Source organism: Arthrobacter sp. TJ-270 (assembly GCF_058269075.1).
In genome coordinates, this window is the sequence record NZ_JBZCNB010000008.1 from 147,795 (window position 1) to 167,282 (window position 19,488).

The window sequence follows — 19,488 nt, forward strand, 5'->3', positions numbered from 1 at the left end:
AAGAGCATGCGCTCACCGGTCAAAATCAGCAGCGGACGCCGTCGGCGGGCACGGTGCCGTTGATCAGGAAGTCATCGACGAGCGATTCGATGCATTCGCCGGCGCGACCGTAGGCGGTATGACCCTGCCCTTCCCACGTGACGTGGACTGCCGATTCCAGTTGGTCGGCGAGGGAGAGCGACCACTCGTATGGCGTCGCGGGATCACCGGTGGTTCCGATGACGACCATGGGTGGCGCGCCGGGTGCACTGGCGGGGGAGGGCTCGAGCACCGGCTCGTATGCCCAGTCCTTGCAGGCCAGGGCGCCGTAGCTGAGGTACTCACCGAACACGGCCGACGACGCCTCGAGCGCTTTCGCCTCTTCCTCCATCACCACCGGGTCTGCTGACAGCGGGTAGTCGAGGCACGTCACCGCCGTGAACGCGGCAGACGCATTGGTGAGGTATTCGCCGTCGGGCTGGCGTTCCGCGCTGAGGTCGGCGAACCGGAGGAATTCAGACGGATCGCCCTGCAGCGCCTTGTCAATCGCGGCTGTGAGAGCGGGCCAACTCGCGCTGTCGTACATCGGAAGCACAAAGCCCTGGAAGAAGGTTCCGATCGTGACCATCCGGCCGTCGGCCGCGGTCATCGGGCTCTCCTCAACCGACTCGAAGAGGCCGTCGATGACCGCCAGGCCCTCCTCCACATCGCCGGGAAGCGGGCAGTCACTCTTCGACTGGCAATCGGCGACGTAATTCCGTAGCGCCTCGTCGAACGCGGCAACCTGGCCCGCGGTGATCTCGGCTGAACTCAACGAGGGGTCCACGGCTCCGTCGAGGACAAAGCGCCCCACATTTTCAGGAAACAGTCCGGCGTAGGCCGCGCCCAGCTGCGTCCCGTAGGAAAAGCCCAGGTAGTTCAGCTGCTCGTCGCCCACCACGGCGCGCAGGATGTCCATGTCTTTCGCCGCGCTGATTGTGTCGACGTAGCCCAGCAGTTCACCGGTTCGCTCGGCGCACAGGTCCGCGTACTCCGCCGAGTCCGCCTCGAGTATCTCCAGCGCCTCCGCGTCGGTGGCCTCGGGAGGAATCGTCTCAGTGCGCGCTTCGTCGCGTTCCTCGTCCGTCAGGCATTCCACGGCGGACGACCGATTGACGCCGCGCGGATCGAAACCCACTACGTCGTAGGACTGGCGCAAGCGGTCGCTGAGAAGAAAGTCCGCCGAATCACGAACCAGGTTGTAACCGGAACCGCCGGGCCCGCCGGGGTTCACCAGCAGGGAGCCCTGTGCGTCACCGGAGGCATCGAGCCGGATCGCGGCGATGTCAATGGATGCCCGGTCGGGATCGCTGTAGTCCAGGGGAACCTTCACGGTGGCGCACGCCAGTTCGTCCTCGCATTCAGCCCAGCTCACTTCCTGGGAGTAGAACTCCTGAAGATCCTCGGGGACGTCGCCGATCACTTCAGGGGGCGCGGTCACTGCGCCGGTCTCCGGACCCGCCGTACAGCCTGAAAGCACCAAGCCGACAACGACGGCGGCAGCACCTGCCAGCGCGCGCAGGGGTGAGCGGCGCACGGGATGGAAGTGAGTCACGCGGAGAGGTCCTTCTCTGGCAGGAGACTGACAGCCATTGCTTCGATGGCCAGCAGCGGGGCGATATTCGTTCCAACGATCCGGGTACGCACTTTGTTGATGGCCTCGATCCGGCCTAGAGTCTGTTCCGGTGTGCCGTGCTGTGCATAGCGCTCGAGCTCAGGCCGCAACGGCTCGTTCACCAGATAACCGCCCGTGCCGAGCTGGAGCATGAGGACATCCCGGTAGAACGAGGTGAGGTCGGTGAGCGCCCGGTCGAAGTAATCGTTCTTGGAACGCTTGGCCCGCCGGTTCTGGTCCTCCTCCAGCCGCTTGACCTGTGCACGGATGGCCGGGGGGAGTGTTCCGGTTTCCGGGGCACCGAGGGAGGTCAGCAGCGCGGCTTTCTCCTGCGCGTCCCGCTGCTCGAAGGAGCTCTGCGCTTCGGCCTCGGCAAGCTTCACCAGATCCGCGGCAGCCTTCATGGCGCCGGCTATGTTGCGCAGGTTCAGTGGCAGCCGCACGATCTGGTTGCGCCGTTCTCGGGCGTCAACATCGGTGGCGAGCCTCTTCGCCACGCCGATGTGGCTCTGGGCGGCACGGGCGGCCGCTTCGGCAATGACCGGGTCGATTCCGTCCCGCTGCACCAGCAGGTCCGTCACAGCCTCGACCGGTGGAACGCGGAGGCTGACGGAGCGGCACCGGGAACGGATGGTCACCAGTACGTCGCCGGGACTCGGCGCACAGAGCAGCCAGATGGTGCGCGGAGGAGGCTCCTCGATCGCTTTTAGGAGAACGTTGGTGCTGCGTTCCTGCATGCGGTCGGCGTCTTCGACGATGATGACCCGCCAGCGGCCGGTCGACGGCTTGTCCTGTGCCTTTCGTACCAGCTCGCGGGCCTCGTCGATGCTAATGGTGACCTTCTCGGTGGTCACGTTGGTGACGTCCGCGTGCGAGCCCGCCAACGCCGTCCTGCAGGCCTTGCACTCACCACAGCCGCGCTCCTCCAGCAGCGGACGGTCGCAAAGCAGTGCGGCGGCGAAGGCACGCGCGGCGTTCGAACGTCCCGAGCCGGGAGGCCCGGTGAACAACCAGGCATGGTTGGGCTGCTCAGCTGCTGCGGCGCGGCGCAGCTGTTCCACGGCCGCGGCCTGGCCGGTCAGGAATGTCCAGACGCTCATGTGAGGCGTTCCCGTGCAGCGCTTGCGATAGTCTGTGCCAGCTCATCGCGGGGATCGGAGGCGTTCAGCACCAGGTACTGATCGGGGCTCGACGACGCCTGCTCCCGGAACGCGGCCCGAATCTGCTCATGGAAGGAGTCGGGTTCCGATTCCATGCGGTCTTCCGGCGCGGCAGTTGAATTTCGACGTCCTCGCCCTTCTACGTGGTCAACGTCCAGCAGCACGGTGAGATCGGGGCGCAGCCCCTCAACGGCCCAGATGTTGATGTCCAGCACGCTGTCCGTACCCAGGCCCCTGCCCACGCCCTGGTAGGCCACGGACGAGTCAATGTAGCGGTCGCAGATCACGACGTCGCCGCGCACCAGCGCAGGCAGAATCACCTGGTGCACATGGGCGGCACGGTCGGCGGCGAAGATCAGGGCCTCTGTGCGGGCGTCGATGTGGCCGTGCCCGTGCTCAAGCACGAGGGAGCGCAACTTCTCGCCGATCTCGGTGCCGCCGGGTTCGCGGGTGCGCACCACCCTGTGGCCGTCGGCCTCAAGCGCCTCAGCGAGCCGCGCAGCCTGTGTGGACTTGCCGGCGCTGTCTCCGCCTTCAAAGGCAATGAACATGCCAGCAGTGCGGCGGGGGCTCTGAGATGTCACTGAATCAGCCTACCGACTTGAATTGCCTACCCGTTCCCCAAAGCTCATGCCTGTGGACCACCCCGCATTCGAGAGGACCACAAGAGGCCGTTTTTCGTTCAGGAGTCTGTAATAACTGTCCGCACGATGTGAAAGACCTCCACCCGGACCAACTAACCTGATCGAATGACCCAGCACGCGCACCTTGCCCCGGATACGCTCACTGTGGCCGCAGGCCGCCCGTCCCGTGAGCACGACTCACCGGTCAATGCGCCGATTGTGCTGTCATCCACCTTCCACGAGACCGCACCGCCCACCGGGAGCGACCGCATCTATGCGCGTATGTCGAACCCCACGTGGGATCCCTTCGAGGAAGCACTTGCCCAACTTGAGGGTGCCGCGCTGCCGGCGCTCGCTTTCGCCTCCGGACTCGGAGCAGCGGCCGCAGCCCTGTCGCTGGTACCGACCGGGGGAGCGGTGGTCATCCCCCGCCACGCATACGGTGGGTCGGTTTCGCTGGCGCTCGCCGAGGAGGCCCGCGGCCGCCTGACGGTCAGACAGGTGGATATCGCCGACACTGACCAGGTTTTGGAACAGCTCGACGGTGCCGACATGCTCTGGCTGGAAAGTCCCACCAACCCCATGCTTGAAGTCGCCGAGACAGCGGTCCTCACGGACGCTGCCCACGCAGCGGGCGCCGTCGTCGTGGTCGACAGCACCTTCAACACACCGCTGGTGTGTCGGCCGCTGGACTACGGCGCCGACGTCGTCCTGCACTCCGTCACCAAGTATCTCGCCGGTCATTCCGACGTCGTCCTCGGCGCGCTGGTCACCTCCAACACCGAACTGCGCGACCAGTTGGCCTCCTACAGAACCCTGCACGGCGCGATCGCCGGACCGTTCGAAGTGTGGCTCGCGCTCCGCGGACTGCGTACCCTCGCGCTGAGGATGGAACGCAGCCAGGCCAACGCGCTGGAGCTTGCGCGGCGACTTGAGGCGCATCCGTCTGTCGCCCGCGTCCGGTACCCCGGGCTGCCCGCAGATCCCGGCCACGAGCGCGCCACCGCACAGCTCAAGGGTTACGGCGGCATCATCAGCATCGAGCCGACCGGCGGGCGGGACGCCGCCGACGCACTCGTTGAAGCCGTCCGCCTGTGGCTTCCAGCCACTTCCCTGGGCGGCGTCGAGTCTCTGATCGAACGACGACGGCGCCAGCCCGGCGAGCCCAAGACGGTTCCGGAGGCGCTGGTCCGGCTGTCCGTCGGCATCGAAAACGTTGAGGATCTCTGGGCTGATCTCGAAGCGGCACTCTCATCCACGCCGGATAACGGTTAGGCTGATTCCGTGGAAATTGTGCTGTGGACCGAGTTTTGGCTGTTCAAGGGCCTCGCTTTTCTCGCGCTCGGTATTGAACTGTGGGCGCTGGCTGACTGCGTGCAGCGCAAGCCCGCGTCCTTCGAAGCAACGTTCAAGCGCACCAAGGGTTTCTGGCTGGGCATGACCGCTGGGGCTGCCGGTATCGGCGCTCTCACCGCCCTGGTGGGTGCTGCGGGATTGTTCGGCCTGCTGCAGCTCGCGGCCGTCATCGCGGCCTGCGTCTACCTCGCGGACGTGAAGCCCGCGGTCAGCGAAGTGCAGGGCAGCGGACCTTACGGCTCCTGGTAATCAAAAGAGCCTGGTTACTCATACGGGCCGTTCAAATCACCCGGGAGAAACTGCCTCCCAGCCGACGGTGATTTCGCCGAGACGCCACCGGGAAGGGCCGTCGAGGAGCGGCCACCCGGCGTCGGCCATTGAAGAACACATGCGAATCCAGCGCTGCCGGTTACCGAAGGAGCCGAGCGGTGCCGCGTCAAGCCAGGCCCGGTCGAGCGCCTGCAGGTAATTGAACACCCGCTCACCGGGAACATTGCGGTGGATCAGCGCCTTCGGCAACCGCTCGGCCACATCCGAGGGCACCTCGAACCCTCCGAAGCGCAGCGAGATACTCAGCGACAGCGGCCCCGCCACGGTGATTGCCGCCCAGGTAGAGCGCCGCCCGATCTCGTCACAGGTCCCGTCAATGAACAGCCCGTTCTTCGACAGCCCGCCGCGCACACGATCCCAGTGCGCCAGATATTCGTCCTCACCGTACTGCCGCAGCACATTGAATGCGCGCACCACGACGGGCCGTCGCCCGTTCAGCGGCAACTCGAAGCCGCCCTGCACGAAGCTCAGGCCAGGCCGTTCAAGCGCACGGGCCGCGCGGACGCGCTCGGGGTCGATCTCTATGCCTACAACCTCAACGTCGTTACGCACTGCACCCAGGCGAGTGGAGAGTTCAACGGCGGTGACCGGCGTCGCGCCGTAACCCAGATCCACAACGAGGGGGTCATCAGCTCCCCGGATACGCCATGCCTGCGGGCCGGCCAACCAACGGTCCATGCGCCGCAGCCTGTTCGGATTGGTGGTGCCACGGGTGATGGCTCCCACCGGCTTTCCGGGCTTTCGTAATGGCACCGTTCAAGGTTACGGGTAATGAAACCGCCTTCCGGAGCCGGCTACGTGCCCCTCATGGCCAAATACGGCAGACTTGGGCCATGACTTCTTACAAAGTGATCCTGCTGCGCCATGGCCAGAGTGAGTGGAATGAAAAGAACCTTTTCACAGGCTGGGTGGACGTGGCACTGACGGAGCTGGGCCGAAAGGAAGCCGTACGCGGCGGCGAACTTCTGGTGGAGCATGACATCCTGCCGGACATCGTCTACACCTCACGGCAGAAGCGGGCCATCATCACCGCAAACCTTGCGCTGGAAGCGGCTGACCGGAGCTGGATCGACGTGAAGCGCGACTGGCGCCTCAACGAGCGGCATTACGGTGCGCTGCAGGGCAAGGACAAGGCCCAGACGCTTGCCGAGTTCGGTGAGGAACAGTTCATGGAGTGGCGTCGCTCGTATGACACGCCCCCGCCCCCCCTCGATGATTCCAGCGAGTACTCCCAGGCCAATGACCCGCGCTACGCGGACCTCGGCGACAAACTGCCGCGCACCGAGTGCCTGAAGGACGTGCTTGACCGGTTCCTGCCGTACTGGGAATCCGACATCAGCGCGGACATCAAGTCCGGCAAGACGGTGCTCATTGCTGCGCACGGTAACTCCCTCCGCGCGCTCGTCAAGCACCTTGACGGCATCAGCGACGCTGACATCGCCTCACTCAACATTCCTACCGGCATCCCGCTCGTGTACGAACTGGACGAGGACCTCAAGCCCGTCAAGGCCGGTGGTACCTACCTCGACGCCGACGCCGCTGCTGCCGCCATCGAAGCGGTCGCCAACCAGGGCAAAGCCAAGCACTAACAGCCAGGCAGACATCCGTACGACGACGGCCCGCCTCCTGGGAAGGAGGCGGGCCGTCGTCGTAGGTGATCAGTTGTGTCAGTTGAGTGGGGCGCTGGGCTGCCATTCCCCGGTCACAAGGTAGGTGACCTTCCGGGCAACGGAAACGCCGTGGTCCGCGAAACGCTCGAAGTAGCGGCTGGCAAGCGTGACGTCGACGGTGGTCGGGGCGGACGCATTCCAATCGGCGGCGGCAACAGCCTTGAATACTCCTGCGTGCAGCTCATTGATCCGCGAGTTGTGCGCGTAAATCTCATTGCTCAGCTCAAGATTGCGGGTTTCGAGCAGTTCGGTGACCTTGTTTGCAATCGCGATGTCCAGTTGAGCCATCTCATTGAACGTGGGCCGGATGCTCTCGGGGATCACATTCTCCGGGAAACGAAGACGGGCGAGCTGGGCGATGTGTCGGGCGAGGTCGCCCATCCGCTCGAGTGACGCGCTCATCCGCAGGGCGCCGACGATCATGCGCAGATCACTGGCAACCGGTCCCTGGAGGGCGAGCACGTCGATGGCACGCTCGTCGAGGTCGTTCTGAAGGAAGTCGATGCGTGCATCCGCGGCGATGACTTCCTGCGCCAGCTCGGTATCCGCTCCCTCAATCGCTGTAGTGGCCTTCTGCATGGCCTCTGAAACCAGCTTCGAGATCTCGATGAGTTCTTCGCCGATATGGTGAAGCTCCGCCTGAAAAACCTTACGCACGTGGCGTCCTTTCCCTTTGAGGTGCTGAACGGGCGCAAATGCGCAGTCCTGTCCAGCACGTTTTCAGCTCCCGCTTAACTGTTACGCGCCTTTAGGTGAACGTTAGTTGAACCACTGGTCCAAAGCCACCGGATCAGCAAGGGGCGTCACAACCACGGCCTAAGCTAGATTCGTGGATCCTGTACTGCTGAGTCTCGTTGCCGGGCTGGTCGGCCTCGCCATCGGCGTGGCGGGCATCCTCGCGTTCCGGGCCAGCGAGGTGCAGCGCCGCGCGCGTCTCGACTCCGATGAACCCGTCCTCCCCAAAGGGGCGGCGGATGTCCTCTCCGTTGTCGGACGCGCCTACGTCATCGTGGATGCGATCGACGGCGTGGTCCGCGCCAGTCCTGCCGCCTACGCTTTCGGGCTCGTTCGGGGCCACACAATAGTGCATAGTGAACTCCTCGAACTGACCGCGCGCGTTCGCCGTGACGGAGTCATCGAGGAGCGTCAGCTGGAACTGCCGCGCGGTCCGTTGGGGCAGGGCACCATCATCGTGCAGGCCCGCGTTGCCGCGCTCGGTGAGGAATATATTCTCATCCTGGCGGACGACCGTACGGAGATCACCCGCACCGAGGAGATTCGCAACGATTTCGTCGCCAACGTGTCCCATGAACTCAAAACTCCCGTCGGTGCCATCTCCCTGCTCGCCGAGGCGCTGGATGACGCCGCGTCAGACGAGGTGGCGGTGCGCAGATTCGCCCAGCGGATGCACAAGGAATCGGGCCGTCTCTCGGCGCTGGTCCAGGACATCATTGAACTTTCCCGGCTGCAGGGGACGGACGTCGTACGCCGGGGGAAGCCGGTCAATATCAATGCCGTGCTCGCCGAGGCAGTGGACCGCAACAAACTCCCCGCCGAAAGCAAACACATCGACATCGTGGTCGGCGGCAAGGTTGACGCGCCCGTGTACGGGGACCCCGATCTGCTGATGACTGCCTTTCGAAACCTCATCGACAACGCCATCCGGTACTCGCCGGAAGGAACCAGGGTGGGCGTCGGCCTGCGCTCACGCGACGGCCTGGCGCAGATTTCCGTCACGGACCAGGGCCTTGGCATCACACCCGAAGAACAGGAACGAATCTTTGAGCGCTTCTACCGCATCGATGCGGCACGCTCACGTCAGACCGGCGGCACAGGGCTCGGCCTCAGCATCGTCAAGCATGTGGTCTCGAACCACGGCGGCGAAGTGACAGTGTGGTCGCAGCAGGGCCAGGGCAGCACCTTCACGGTGCGCCTGCCCGAGATGGAACCCACAGAGGACAACCACGACGACGCCGACACCGGACCGGCCGCCGGCATCACCGGAAGCGCGTCGCCGGTTGGCAAGAAGCACGAGAGTGCGCAGAGCGACAAGGGCAGCAGTGCCCAGAATCAAGGAGTGAAAGCGTGAGCCGCATCCTGATCGTTGAGGACGAGGAGTCTTTCAGCGACCCCCTGTCCTACCTGCTGGGCAAGGAGGGCTTTGACGCCGTCGTCGTCGATAACGGACTTGATGCGCTCACTGAGTTCGACCGCGCCGGAGCGGACCTGGTTCTGCTCGACCTTCAGCTTCCGGGCCTGTCCGGCACGGAAGTGTGCCGCCAGCTGCGGCAGCGCTCAAGCGTCCCGGTCATCATGCTTACGGCCAAGGACTCGGAAATCGACAAGGTGGTGGGTCTGGAACTGGGGGCCGACGATTACGTCACCAAGCCCTACTCTTCACGGGAACTGGTCGCACGGGTCCGCGCGGTCCTGCGCAGGCAGGCCGAGCCGGAAGAGCTGATCTCCAGCACTGTCGCTGCCGGCCCGGTGCGCATGGACGTGGAGAGGCACGTGGTGAGCGTCAACGGCGCGCAGGTTTCGTTGCCGCTGAAGGAGTTTGAGCTGCTCGAGATGCTGCTGCGCAATTCCGGCAGGGTGCTCACCCGAGGCCAGCTCATTGACCGGGTGTGGGGATCTGACTACGTCGGTGATACCAAAACTCTCGATGTTCACGTCAAGCGGCTTCGAGGGAAGATCGAACCCGACCCCTCGGTTCCACGCCACCTCGTTACTGTGCGGGGTCTGGGTTACAAGTACGAGCCGTAAATAACGTGGAAGTGCAGTAGAAACGCGAAAGGCACCGGTCCCTGACCGGCGCCTTTCGTTGTAGTTCTAGTGGTCTGCTTGAGCGCCCTCTTCTTCAGGGGCTTCCGTAGCGGGCGAAGGCTCCGGGGTGAAACCACCGGGGACAAATTCGCGGTACTCCTCAAGCGTTCCGTCCAGGACCGGCACGCGGAAGGTCTCGCTCTCCGAGTCCACAGTGATTTCGAGGTCAACCAGTGCACCGGGGATTTCACTGACGTCTCGAAGGGTTCCGTCATCATCCACCTCGTCTTCGAAGACGTACTTGCCGTTGGCCTCGATGGTGATCTGTGAGCTCTCGTTCCCAGCGTCGATGGTGACCTGGACCGGGGAATCGGATTCATTGAACATGGTGCCCAGTAATGTGCCCGGTTCGCCCTCACCGGAGGTGATGATGAGGATGTTGCGCAGCTGGACCGGCCCCACGTTTTCCACAATTCCGTCCGAGGCAGCGTACTCGAGGGTGGTGGCCTGCAGGCTGGTGGCGGAACACCCGGTTGCTCCAAGGAGAGCCAGTACAGCGCTTCCGGCAGCTACTGCCAGCTGTACTCGTTTCTTCGGGGCACTCTTCACGGCACTTACTCCTGGGGTAGCTGGTCACACGGACCGACGGACAACGCTACGGAACAGCCTATCGGCAATGACGGCGATTATTGGACTTGGTGGCGCGGTGATGACCGTGCGCAGCGCACCTGCATACACCAAATCTGCTCTGCGTCAAGAGCGGAATGATAGCTAATTGATCGCCATTCGCCCCGCTGACCTGCGAAAACGCGTAATCGGCGTGTCGTTTCCGTGATAAACTGATCTGCGGGAAAGGGGATTATCCACATGGTTTTTGAGGTCGGCGAAACAGTTGTTTACCCTCACCACGGCGCAGCGAAGATCGAAGAGATCAAGATGCGCGTCATCAAGGGCGAAGAGAAGATGTATCTCAAGCTCAAGGTGGCGCAGGGTGATCTGACCATTGAAGTTCCAGCAGAAAACGTTGACCTCGTAGGGGTGCGCGATGTTGTGGGCAAGGAAGGCCTTGAGCACGTTTTTGACGTACTCCGGGCTGAATTCACCGAGGAGCCTACCAACTGGTCACGCCGGTACAAGGCCAACCTGGAGAAGCTCGCATCGGGAGACGTCATCAAGGTTGCCGAAGTAGTTCGGGACCTCTGGCGTCGTGATCACGATCGGGGTCTGTCTGCCGGTGAGAAGCGGATGTTGGCGAAAGCTCGCCAGATCCTGATCTCTGAACTCGCTCTGGCAGAGAAGACTGACGAAGAGAAGGCAGCCACGGTACTCGACGAAGTACTGGCTTCCTAGGAAGAAAAAGGACCGCGTTATTGCGGTCCTTTTCCTTTTTGGGCCTGCTCACGAGAGCCGGTCACGAGCACGCACTCAGCTGCACGCTTCGCGTAGGGTGAAGCTGTGTCTGAAGATCCATCATGTGTTGGCGTAGTAGTGGTCGCCGCAGGTGCCGGGGAGCGTCTCGGCCGCGGTATGCCCAAGGCCCTCGTTCAGTGTGCCGGCCGCACGTTGCTTGAGCACGCGCTGGACGGCGTCCTTGCCTCGGCAGCTGCCGGCCACGTCAGGGTGGTTGTCCCCCGCGGCGACATGAACCTCCGTTCAATTGTCGAGGCGCGGGTTCACCCGAACGTCACCCTCAGCGCCGTTGATGGCGGAGCAAGCCGCCCGGAATCCGTACGCGCCGGACTGAGCGCTCTCCCCGACAGTGTGAACATCGTTCTCGTTCATGATGCTGCCCGCGCCCTCACCCCGCCGCACGTCTTTCATGCGGTGGTGAAGGCCGTGCGCCAAGGGGCTGCCGCCGTAGTACCGGGAATTCCGGTGTCCGACACCATCAAGGTGGTGGAAGGAAACACGGTGACAGCTACTCCGGACAGGATGTCGCTGCGTGCCATCCAGACCCCCCAGGGCTTCGACGCGGCAACTCTGCGGGCGGCGCATGCGGCCTCGCGGGACGACACTTCCGTCACCGACGACGCAATGCTGGTCGAGGCCCTCGGCATACCGGTGACAATTGCCCCGGGTCATCCACTGGCCTTCAAAGTGACCACACCCAATGACCTGATGCTCGCTGAAGCCCTCGTTCTTCAGACACGCGAACACGTACAGGAGCTACAGTGACCACCAATCTCCCGCGCACCGGCATCGGTATAGACGTTCACGCGTTTGCGCCTGAGGACCAGCCGCGAACCCTTTGGCTCGCCGGCCTGGAATGGCCGCAGGAACGCGGCCTTGCCGGCCATTCCGACGGCGACGCCGTAGCCCACGCCGCAGCGGACGCCCTGTTCTCGGCCTCCGGGACAGGCGATCTCGGCAGCAACTTCGGCACGGACAGGCCCGAATACGAGGGCGCTTCCGGCATCACCCTCCTGGCCGAGGCCGCTCGCATCGTGCGTGCGGCAGGCTTCGAGGTCGGCAATGTCGCCGTCCAGCTCGTGGGGAACCGTCCGAGGTTCACCCCGCGTCGCGTCGAAGCGGAAGCCGTACTGTCGGAGGCGGTCGGGGCGCCCGTTACCGTGTCGGCGACCACCAGCGACGGACTGGGTTTCACCGGGCGGGGCGAGGGAATCGCGGCGATCGCGACCGCCGTCGTCGTCGTTGCCTAAGCCTCCGGTAACGGCTGCTGGTTCGCGAACCCGGATTGGGTAGTCTGGGTCGGTGAGCCTGAGATTCTATGACACCGCAACCGCAGAAGTCCGTGAGTTCACGCCCCTCACGCCCGGGGCAGCGCGGGTGTACTACTGCGGGGCAACCGTGCAGGGAATGCCGCACGTGGGCCATGTGCGCTCGGCCATCGCCTTCGATCAGCTCACCCGCTGGCTGCGGGTACGCGGTTACGCCGTCACGGTTGTCCGCAACGTGACGGATATCGACGACAAAATTCTTGCCAAGTCCAAGGCGTCCTTCGAGGAAGCGCCGGCGGATCCGGATGTCGTGCCCAACGAGGAGTGGTGGGCTTTGGCCTACCGCTACGAGCAGGAATTCCTCAAGGCCTATGACACCCTGGGCGTGCAGCGGCCTACCTATGAGCCGCGCGCTACCGGCCACATTCCCGAGATGCACCAGCTCATTGCGCAGCTCATCGACCGCGGACACGCCTACCCGGCGGCGGACGGTTCCGGGGACGTCTACTTCGACGTACGCTCCTGGCCTGCCTATGGAAGCCTGACCCGCCAAAGCGTTGATGACATGCAGGCGGCGCCGGATGTCGAAGCGCAGTTCAGCAACCGTAAGCGGGACCCCCGGGACTTCGCTCTCTGGAAAGGCTGGAAGGAAGGGGAGCCGACGACGGCGGCCTGGCCCAGCCCGTGGGGCGCCGGCCGGCCCGGATGGCATCTCGAGTGCTCCGCAATGGTCACCAAGTACCTCGGTGCCGAGTTTGACATCCACGGCGGCGGACTTGACCTGCGCTTTCCTCACCACGAGAACGAGATGGCGCAGTCCCAGGCTGCCGGTCACCCGTTCGCCAGGTTCTGGATGCACAACGGGATGGTGACCTACGAGGGCGAGAAGATGTCCAAATCGGTGGGCAACACGGTCAGCCCCGCCGAGATGCTGCAGCTCGCAAGTGCCCGGGTAGTCCGCTACTACCTTGGGCAGGCACACTATCGATCAGTTCTGGACTATCGGCCGACGTCTCTCCAGGAGGCGGCCGCCGCCGTCGAACGCATTGACGGGTTCCTCGCCAAGTCCGGCTACGCCGGCGGCGCAGCTGACTGGCAGAATCTTCCCACCGCTTTCGTCGAGGCCATGGATGATGACCTGAACGTCCCACGGGCGCTCGCAGCGCTCCACGAGACGGTGCGTGCCGGCAACTCCGCACTGGCTAACAAGGACGACGACGGCGCGGCCGCCGCAGCCGCCGCAGTGACCGCCATGACCGGCGCGCTGGGACTGGACGACACCCGTTCGGCTCAGGGTGGCGGGGAAAGCCCCGAATATGCTGCCCTCGATGCACTGATCCGGTCCCAGCTGGCTGAGCGTGCGGCTGCCCGCTCGGGAAAGGACTGGGCCCGCGCGGATGCCATCCGTGACGCGCTGACGGGAGCCGGCGTCGTCGTTGAAGACTCCGCGGACGGCGCGCGCTGGAGTCTGTCGCGCGACTGACGGCTTGGGAAAGCGGCAGCGGGAAGGACAGGGCGTTTGCCCGCGTAAACTGGACTCACGCAAGTCCTCTATCTAAAGGTGTTTCCCCATGGCCAACCCCCACGGACGTCCTGGTGCTATCCGCAAGACCAAGAAGGGTCCCACCATCGGCACGGGCGGACACGGACGGAAGTCGCTCGAGGGCAAGGGGCCAACGCCGAAGGCTGAAGATCGCCCCTATCACAAGGCGCACAAGAGCAAGCAACTGGCGGAACGGTCCGCTGCAAAGCGGCTCGCGGGCAAGGCTGCATCAGGCCGGTCCAAGCCCAAGTCCGGCGAGGAATATGTGACCGGGCGCAACGCCGTCGTTGAGGCTCTCCGGGCGGGTATCCCCGCGAAGGCGCTGCACGTTGCCATCCGCATCGACGTGGATGACCGTGTCCGCGAATCCCTCAAGCTCGCCACGGAGCGGGGCATCCCGCTCATGGAGACCGGCAAACCGGAACTCGACCGCCTGGCTGACGGATCTGTCCACCAGGGACTGATGCTGCAGATCCCACCCTACGAGTATTCGGACGGCCTGGACCTCGCCCGCGAGGCGATAGACAAATGGAAGAAGGGGTACATTTCTCAGGCGCCGCTCTTCGTAGCACTGGACGGCATCACGGATCCGCGCAACCTGGGTGCTATTATCCGGTCCGTTTCAGCCTTCAGCGGCCACGGCGTCATCGTGCCTGAGCGACGCTCGGTCGGCGTCACCGCGTCCGCATGGAAGACCAGCGCGGGAGCAGCTGTGCGCGTTCCCGTAGCACGTGTGGGCAACCTGAACTCAACCCTGAAGTCCTTCAAGGACCTCGGCATCTTCGTGCTCGGGCTCGACGGCGACGGCGACGTTTCCCTGCCCGAGATCACCCTCGGCGTCGAACCGGTGTGCCTGGTGGTCGGCTCGGAGGGCAAGGGCCTGTCGCGGCTGGTACGGGAGAACTGCGACCAAATTGTGTCTATCCCGATCGATTCCGCGATGGAATCGCTGAACGCGTCGATGGCTGTGGGAATCAGCCTGTATGAGATTTCGCGTCAGCGGGCAGCCGAAGCCCGTTAGGAAGCGAACCCCCTTCATGAGCCTCACCACCGAGATCGCCCAACGTTCCCAGGCCTTTCCGCTGGGGGTCAGTCGGTGTACCGGCAACCAGCCGGACCTCTTCAACGTTGCCGTCTACGCCCCCGATCTGGATGCAGTAACCCTCCACTACCAGGACGCCCACGGCGACTGGAACTCCGCCGTGCTGCCCGACTTCACGGACGGCGTTCACCACGGCCTGATAGGTGGGATGCACGAGTCGTCGCGGTACGCGTTCTGGCCTGCGGACAGGCCGCTATCCGGTGGGCCCGGTACGTCTCAGCTGTTTCTGGATCCCTACGGACGCGCCATCGACACCTTGCAGTCCGGCGAAAAGCCGCTCTACTTCTCCGTCGTCGTAGACCCGGCGTTCGACTGGGGTTCGTCCCGCCGGCCGGATACACGATGGCGCGACACCGTCATCTACGAGGCGCACGTCAAGGGACTCACGAAGCTGCACCCGGACGTGCCGGAGGAGCTGCGCGGTACCTACGCAGGGCTTGCCCACCCGGCGATGATCAGACACCTCACGGAGTTGGGGGTCACCGCCGTCGAGCTCCTGCCTATCCATTTTCATATTGACGAGCCGCATCTGGCACCTCTCGGGCTGAGCAACTACTGGGGCTACAACACCCTCGGGTTCTTCGCACCCCACCCCGAGTACGCCACCGAGTCCGCCCGCGAGGCCGGTCCGAAGGCCGTGCAGGACGAGCTGAAGGGCATGGTGCGGCTCCTGCATGATGCGGGGATCGAGGTCATTCTCGACGTGGTCTACAACCACACCGCCGAAGGCCCGCAGGGCGGACCCGCGCTCTGCTGGCGCGGCCTGAGTGAAATGAAGTACTACCGCCATAACGACGACGGCCGGTACCTTGACACCACCGGCTGCGGAAACACGGTCAACTTCACAGAACCGCGCGTCATCCAGTTCGCACTGGATTCCCTGCGCTACTGGGTGGACGAGTTCGGGATCGACGGATTCCGCTTCGATCTGGCCGTCGCGCTGTGCCGGGACGAGAGCCATCAGTTCACCCCGCGGCACCCCTTGCTGATCGCGATCGCCGCAGACACCGTCCTGAGCGGCGTGAAACTTATAGCCGAACCGTGGGATGTGGGCTATAACGGCTGGCAGACGGGCAATTTCCCGCAGGGCTGGGCGGACTGGAACGACCGTTTCCGGGATACGGCCCGTGACTTCTGGCTGTGCGACCAAGCCGCCCTGGCCGAAGGGCATCGCGCCGGTACAGTGGCACGGCTCGCAAGTTCCCTCGCCGGCTCGGCAGACGTATTTGCCCGTTCCGGACGCACGGCGATTTCTTCGATCAACTTCGTCACGGCCCACGACGGGTTCACGCTTGCAGATCTCACGGCATATAACCGAAAACACAACGAGGACAACGGCGAAGCCAACCGTGACGGTCACAATGACAACCGCAGCTATAACCACGGTGTGGAAGGCCCGACCGAGCAGGAAAAGATTCTCGCAGCCCGCTCCCTGACCGCCCGCAACCTGATGGCCACGCAGCTCCTTGCGCTCGGTGTCCCGATGATCACTGCCGGTGATGAGTTCGGGCGCACCCAGCATGGCAACAACAACGCCTACTGCCAGGACAACGAGCTGGCCTGGGTGCATTGGAACCACGACAATGAGGCCCGCACCATGCTCACGGCCACAGGTGAGCTGCTGCGGATTCGGCGGGAGTTCCTGAGCGAGCAACCGGCCGGCTATCCTGCGCGGGAGGAGACCTCCTATCTGCTGTGGTTCAACGCGGACGGCGAACCGATGTCGCAGGATCAGTGGTCGGACCCGGAGAGCCGGACTGTTCAGCTGCTGCTTGGGTCGCCGAACGGTGCCATCGACGGACTGATCGTCGTCAACGGCCATCTGGAGGACCGTCGCGTGGTCCTCCCCACCGCGTCAGCACTCCAGGGATTCGGCGCGACGGACAGCCAGAACCAGATGTTCGAGCTGCGCTTCAGTACCGCGGTCGCCAATGGGAAACGCCGCGGTGCCCGTCTCCGTGCAGGAGAAACGGACACCGCGGCGTCGAACTCGATTTCTGTCTACCGCGCCTAGGCGTTCACCACGAGGCCAAGTTCGGCCTTGGACGCGAGGCTCTCGTGCTGCGGAAGAACGCGAACGGTGTATCCGAAAGATCCGGAGTGGTCGATGACGATCTCACCGCCGAAGAGGAACCGGCCCCGGCCGAGGTCTTCCTCCACCTTCAACTCGGCTACCGCTACCTCGCTGAGGTCGTCGTTCTCTGACGCGCGGCCGTGAACCACTTCCACGGTCACGTCGTTCGGACTCAGGCTCCCCAGCGAGACATACGCGTTGACGGTGAGCGAGTCACCGATCTGCGGCTCTTCCGAGACCCCGACCGAGTCGACGTGCTCAACCTGCACAGCGGACCAGCCGTCCTTGATCTTCGAACGCCATGACGCCACCTGCCGGGCGGAGCTGTAGCCGTCCCGGATCGCCAGCCGTGCCGAGCGGGCCGCTGGCTGGTACAGCTGACCCACGTAGTCCTGCAGCATGCGTTCGGCGGAGACCGCCGGTCCAAGCTTGGCCATGGTGTGTTTGATCATCGCCACCCACTGGTGGGGGACGCCGTCGTTCGATGTGGTGGACGGACCGGCCGCTCCGGCTCCGGTGGGGCGCACGGTGCTGTAGAAACGGGGTGCTACCTGCTCCTCAATGAGGTCGTACAGCGCCGCCGCCTCGATATCATCGCGCTCATCAGCTGAGGCGCCGTTGTTGGCTGTCGGGATCGCCCAACCGTTGTCGCCGTCGTACATCTCGTCCCACCAGCCGTCCAGGACGGACAAGTTGAGCCCGCCGTTGATGGCCGACTTCATGCCGGAGGTGCCACACGCCTCGAGCGGCCTGAGCGGATTGTTGAGCCACACATCGCAGCCCGGGAAAAGAGTGCGAGCCATCGCAATGTCATAGTTCGGCAGGAAGACGATCCGGTGGCGAACTTCGGGGTCGTCGGTGAACCGGACCAGGTCCTGGATCATGCGCTTTCCCTGCTCATCGGCGGGGTGCGACTTTCCGGCGATGACAAGCTGGATGGGATTCGTGGGGTGGAGCAGAAGCGCCTTGAGCCGGTCGGGGTCGCGGAGCATCAGTGTGAGCCGCTTGTAGGTGGGCACGCGGCGCGCAAACCCGATGGTCAATACGTCCGGGTCCAGCACGTGATCTGTCCACGCCAGCTCGGCGTCGGCTGCACCACGCTGCTTCCAGGAGGACCTCAACCGGGCGCGGACGTCGTCGATGAGGTTCGATCGCATGATCCGCCGCAGCCGCCAGATGTCGGCGTCCTCGACGTCATACACACGGGCCCACTGCGGGTCGAGTACCGACTCCGCTCCGAAGCTTTCCCGGGCGAAGTCTGCGATGAGCGGGTCCACCCAGGTGGGAACGTGGACACCGTTCGTGACCGAGGTGATGGGCACCTCGCGGGCATCGAATCCGGGCCACAGTCCGGAGAACATTTCGCGTGAGACCTCGCCATGCAGCTTCGCGACGCCGTTGGCCCGTTGCGCGAGTCGCAGCCCCATGACCGCCATATTGAATTTCGATGCGTCACCGCCCTCGTAATTCTCCGCGCCGAGTTCCAGAACCCGCTCTGTAGGAACGGACGGCGCGAGGCCGGCGTCGAAGAAGTGCTGGATCTGTACGCGCTCGAAGCGGTCGATCCCGGCAGGAACCGGCGTGTGAGTGGTGAAAACGGTGGACGCGCGTCCTGCGGTGAGGGCTTCCTCCCAGGACATCGGCTGGTCCCTGGAGGAGTCCATGAGCTCACGGATGCGCTCGATGCCCAGGAAGCCGGCGTGTCCCTCGTTGGTGTGGAACACCTCGGGGGCGGGCATCCCGGTAAGTCGCTGGAAGATGCGCAGTGCCTTCACGCCGCCCATGCCGAGCAGGAGTTCCTGCTGCAGCCGCTGGTCACCGCCGCCGCCGTACAGGCGGTCAGTGACGTTCCGCGCCGCCTCATCATTGCCCGGGACATTGGAGTCCAGCAGCAGCAGCGGAACGCGTCCGACGTCGGCCCGCCATATGTGGGCGCGAAGCTCACGGCCGTTGGGTAGCGGCAACACTACGGTTGCGGCGGTTCCGTCATCTTCGCGCAGGAGGGTGAGCGGAAGCCCGTCGGGGTCAAGGACGGGGTACGTTTCCTGCTGCCAGGCGTCCCGGGACAGCGACTGCTTGAAGTACCCGGCCTGGTAAAGCAGGCCGACGCCGACCAGCGGCACTCCGAGGTCGGATGCCGCCTTGAGATGATCGCCGGCCAGGATGCCGAGGCCGCCGGAGTACTGGGGCAGTACGGCGCTGATGCCGTACTCGGGGGAGAAGTAAGCGATGGACTGCGGTGCGTCTTCTCCGAGCGTCTGGTACCAGCGGGGTGCGGAGAGATATCTCTCAAGGTCATCACCGAGATCCTGGATGCGCGTCACCAACTCTTGGTTGGCCGCGATGCGCTGCAGCTGCTCCCGGGTCACGGAACCGAGAAACTGTACAGGGTCGTGGCCGCTGGCTTCCCAGGCTTCCGGATTGATGTCATGGAAGAGCCGGGCAGTGGGCAGGTGCCACGACCAGCGCAGGTTGCCGGCCAATCTGCCTAGGGGAGCGATGCTCGGCGGAAGAACGGTACGGACAGTAAACCTACGGATTGCCTTCACGTTG

18 protein-coding genes are annotated in these 19,488 nt (G+C 64.3%); 11 read left to right on the forward strand and 7 right to left on the reverse strand.

Annotated elements, in window-relative coordinates; all coding sequences use genetic code 11:
- Positions 1-25: 25 nt before the first annotated feature.
- Genes AC4D2M_RS14560 through tmk form a run of 3 tightly spaced genes read right to left on the reverse strand, consistent with a single transcriptional unit; the run spans position 26 to position 3,344 of the window.
- Entirely contained in the window at positions 26-1,573 is a 1,548-nt protein-coding gene (locus AC4D2M_RS14560; RefSeq protein ID WP_490892604.1) for an alpha/beta hydrolase, read from the reverse strand.
- Positions 1,570-2,733: a DNA polymerase III subunit delta' gene (locus AC4D2M_RS14565; RefSeq protein ID WP_490892605.1), complete on the reverse strand. Its 1,164-nt coding sequence runs from the start codon at positions 2,731-2,733 to the stop codon at positions 1,570-1,572. Before AC4D2M_RS14565 ends, AC4D2M_RS14560 begins: the two co-directional genes overlap by 4 nt.
- Positions 2,730-3,344: a dTMP kinase gene (gene tmk, locus AC4D2M_RS14570; RefSeq protein WP_490892628.1), complete on the reverse strand. Its 615-nt coding sequence runs from the start codon at positions 3,342-3,344 to the stop codon at positions 2,730-2,732. Before tmk ends, AC4D2M_RS14565 begins: the two co-directional genes overlap by 4 nt.
- A gap of 198 nt (positions 3,345-3,542) precedes the next feature.
- On the opposite strand from tmk, the gene AC4D2M_RS14575 reads away from it, so the two are divergent.
- A complete protein-coding gene (locus tag AC4D2M_RS14575; RefSeq protein WP_490892606.1) occupies positions 3,543-4,691 on the forward strand; it encodes a trans-sulfuration enzyme family protein in 1,149 nt (382 codons plus the stop codon).
- Positions 4,692-4,700: 9 nt separating this feature from the next.
- Positions 4,701-5,021 (forward strand): DUF2516 family protein, encoded by a 321-nt coding sequence (locus AC4D2M_RS14580; protein WP_490892607.1) that lies wholly within the window; start codon positions 4,701-4,703, stop codon positions 5,019-5,021.
- 36 nt (positions 5,022-5,057) lie between these two features.
- Here the strand turns inward: AC4D2M_RS14580 and AC4D2M_RS14585 are convergent, their stop codons facing one another.
- Complete coding sequence (locus AC4D2M_RS14585; protein ID WP_490892608.1) at positions 5,058-5,855, reverse strand: class I SAM-dependent methyltransferase; 798 nt, start codon at positions 5,853-5,855, stop codon at positions 5,058-5,060.
- Positions 5,856-5,935: 80 nt separating this feature from the next.
- Here AC4D2M_RS14585 and AC4D2M_RS14590 point away from each other — a divergent pair, with 80 nt between their 5' ends.
- Positions 5,936-6,691, forward strand: a complete 756-nt coding sequence (locus AC4D2M_RS14590) for a phosphoglyceromutase (RefSeq protein ID WP_490892609.1) — start codon at positions 5,936-5,938, stop codon at positions 6,689-6,691.
- Positions 6,692-6,769: 78 nt separating this feature from the next.
- Here the strand turns inward: AC4D2M_RS14590 and phoU are convergent, their stop codons facing one another.
- Positions 6,770-7,429: a phosphate signaling complex protein PhoU gene (gene phoU, locus AC4D2M_RS14595; protein WP_490892610.1), complete on the reverse strand. Its 660-nt coding sequence runs from the start codon at positions 7,427-7,429 to the stop codon at positions 6,770-6,772.
- Between the two features lie 172 nt (positions 7,430-7,601).
- On the opposite strand from phoU, the gene AC4D2M_RS14600 reads away from it, so the two are divergent.
- Together AC4D2M_RS14600 and AC4D2M_RS14605 are read left to right on the forward strand one after the other, a co-directional pair.
- Complete coding sequence (locus tag AC4D2M_RS14600) at positions 7,602-8,861, forward strand: sensor histidine kinase (protein WP_490892611.1); 1,260 nt, start codon at positions 7,602-7,604, stop codon at positions 8,859-8,861.
- Positions 8,858-9,538: a response regulator gene (locus tag AC4D2M_RS14605; RefSeq protein WP_490892612.1), complete on the forward strand. Its 681-nt coding sequence runs from the start codon at positions 8,858-8,860 to the stop codon at positions 9,536-9,538. The genes AC4D2M_RS14600 and AC4D2M_RS14605 overlap by 4 nt, the downstream gene beginning before the upstream one ends.
- 66 nt (positions 9,539-9,604) lie before the next feature.
- Here the strand turns inward: AC4D2M_RS14605 and AC4D2M_RS14610 are convergent, their stop codons facing one another.
- Positions 9,605-10,147 (reverse strand): hypothetical protein, encoded by a 543-nt coding sequence (locus tag AC4D2M_RS14610; protein ID WP_490892613.1) that lies wholly within the window; start codon positions 10,145-10,147, stop codon positions 9,605-9,607.
- A gap of 258 nt (positions 10,148-10,405) precedes the next feature.
- On the opposite strand from AC4D2M_RS14610, the gene AC4D2M_RS14615 reads away from it, so the two are divergent.
- The 6 genes from AC4D2M_RS14615 (at position 10,406) to glgX (ending at position 16,875) form a co-directional block, all read left to right on the forward strand.
- Positions 10,406-10,888, forward strand: coding sequence for a CarD family transcriptional regulator (locus AC4D2M_RS14615; protein WP_056546372.1), 483 nt, complete (start codon positions 10,406-10,408; stop codon positions 10,886-10,888).
- A 105-nt stretch (positions 10,889-10,993) separates the two neighbouring features.
- The gene (gene ispD / locus AC4D2M_RS14620; RefSeq protein WP_490892614.1) at positions 10,994-11,713 is read left to right on the forward strand and encodes a 2-C-methyl-D-erythritol 4-phosphate cytidylyltransferase; all 720 of its coding nucleotides are present in this window, start codon (positions 10,994-10,996) and stop codon (positions 11,711-11,713) included.
- Entirely contained in the window at positions 11,710-12,198 is a 489-nt protein-coding gene (gene ispF / locus AC4D2M_RS14625) for a 2-C-methyl-D-erythritol 2,4-cyclodiphosphate synthase (protein ID WP_490892615.1), read from the forward strand. Before ispD ends, ispF begins: the two co-directional genes overlap by 4 nt.
- Before the next feature lie 52 nt (positions 12,199-12,250).
- A complete protein-coding gene (cysS, locus tag AC4D2M_RS14630; RefSeq protein ID WP_490892616.1) occupies positions 12,251-13,699 on the forward strand; it encodes a cysteine--tRNA ligase in 1,449 nt (482 codons plus the stop codon).
- An 88-nt stretch (positions 13,700-13,787) separates the two neighbouring features.
- Positions 13,788-14,780, forward strand: a complete 993-nt coding sequence (rlmB, locus tag AC4D2M_RS14635) for a 23S rRNA (guanosine(2251)-2'-O)-methyltransferase RlmB (RefSeq protein WP_490892617.1) — start codon at positions 13,788-13,790, stop codon at positions 14,778-14,780.
- Positions 14,781-14,796: 16 nt separating this feature from the next.
- Positions 14,797-16,875: a glycogen debranching protein GlgX gene (gene glgX / locus AC4D2M_RS14640; protein ID WP_490892618.1), complete on the forward strand. Its 2,079-nt coding sequence runs from the start codon at positions 14,797-14,799 to the stop codon at positions 16,873-16,875.
- On the opposite strand, the gene glgP is transcribed toward glgX, so the two are convergent.
- Entirely contained in the window at positions 16,872-19,484 is a 2,613-nt protein-coding gene (glgP, locus tag AC4D2M_RS14645) for an alpha-glucan family phosphorylase (protein ID WP_490892619.1), read from the reverse strand. The genes glgX and glgP overlap by 4 nt on opposite strands.
- Positions 19,485-19,488: the final 4 nt, after the last annotated feature.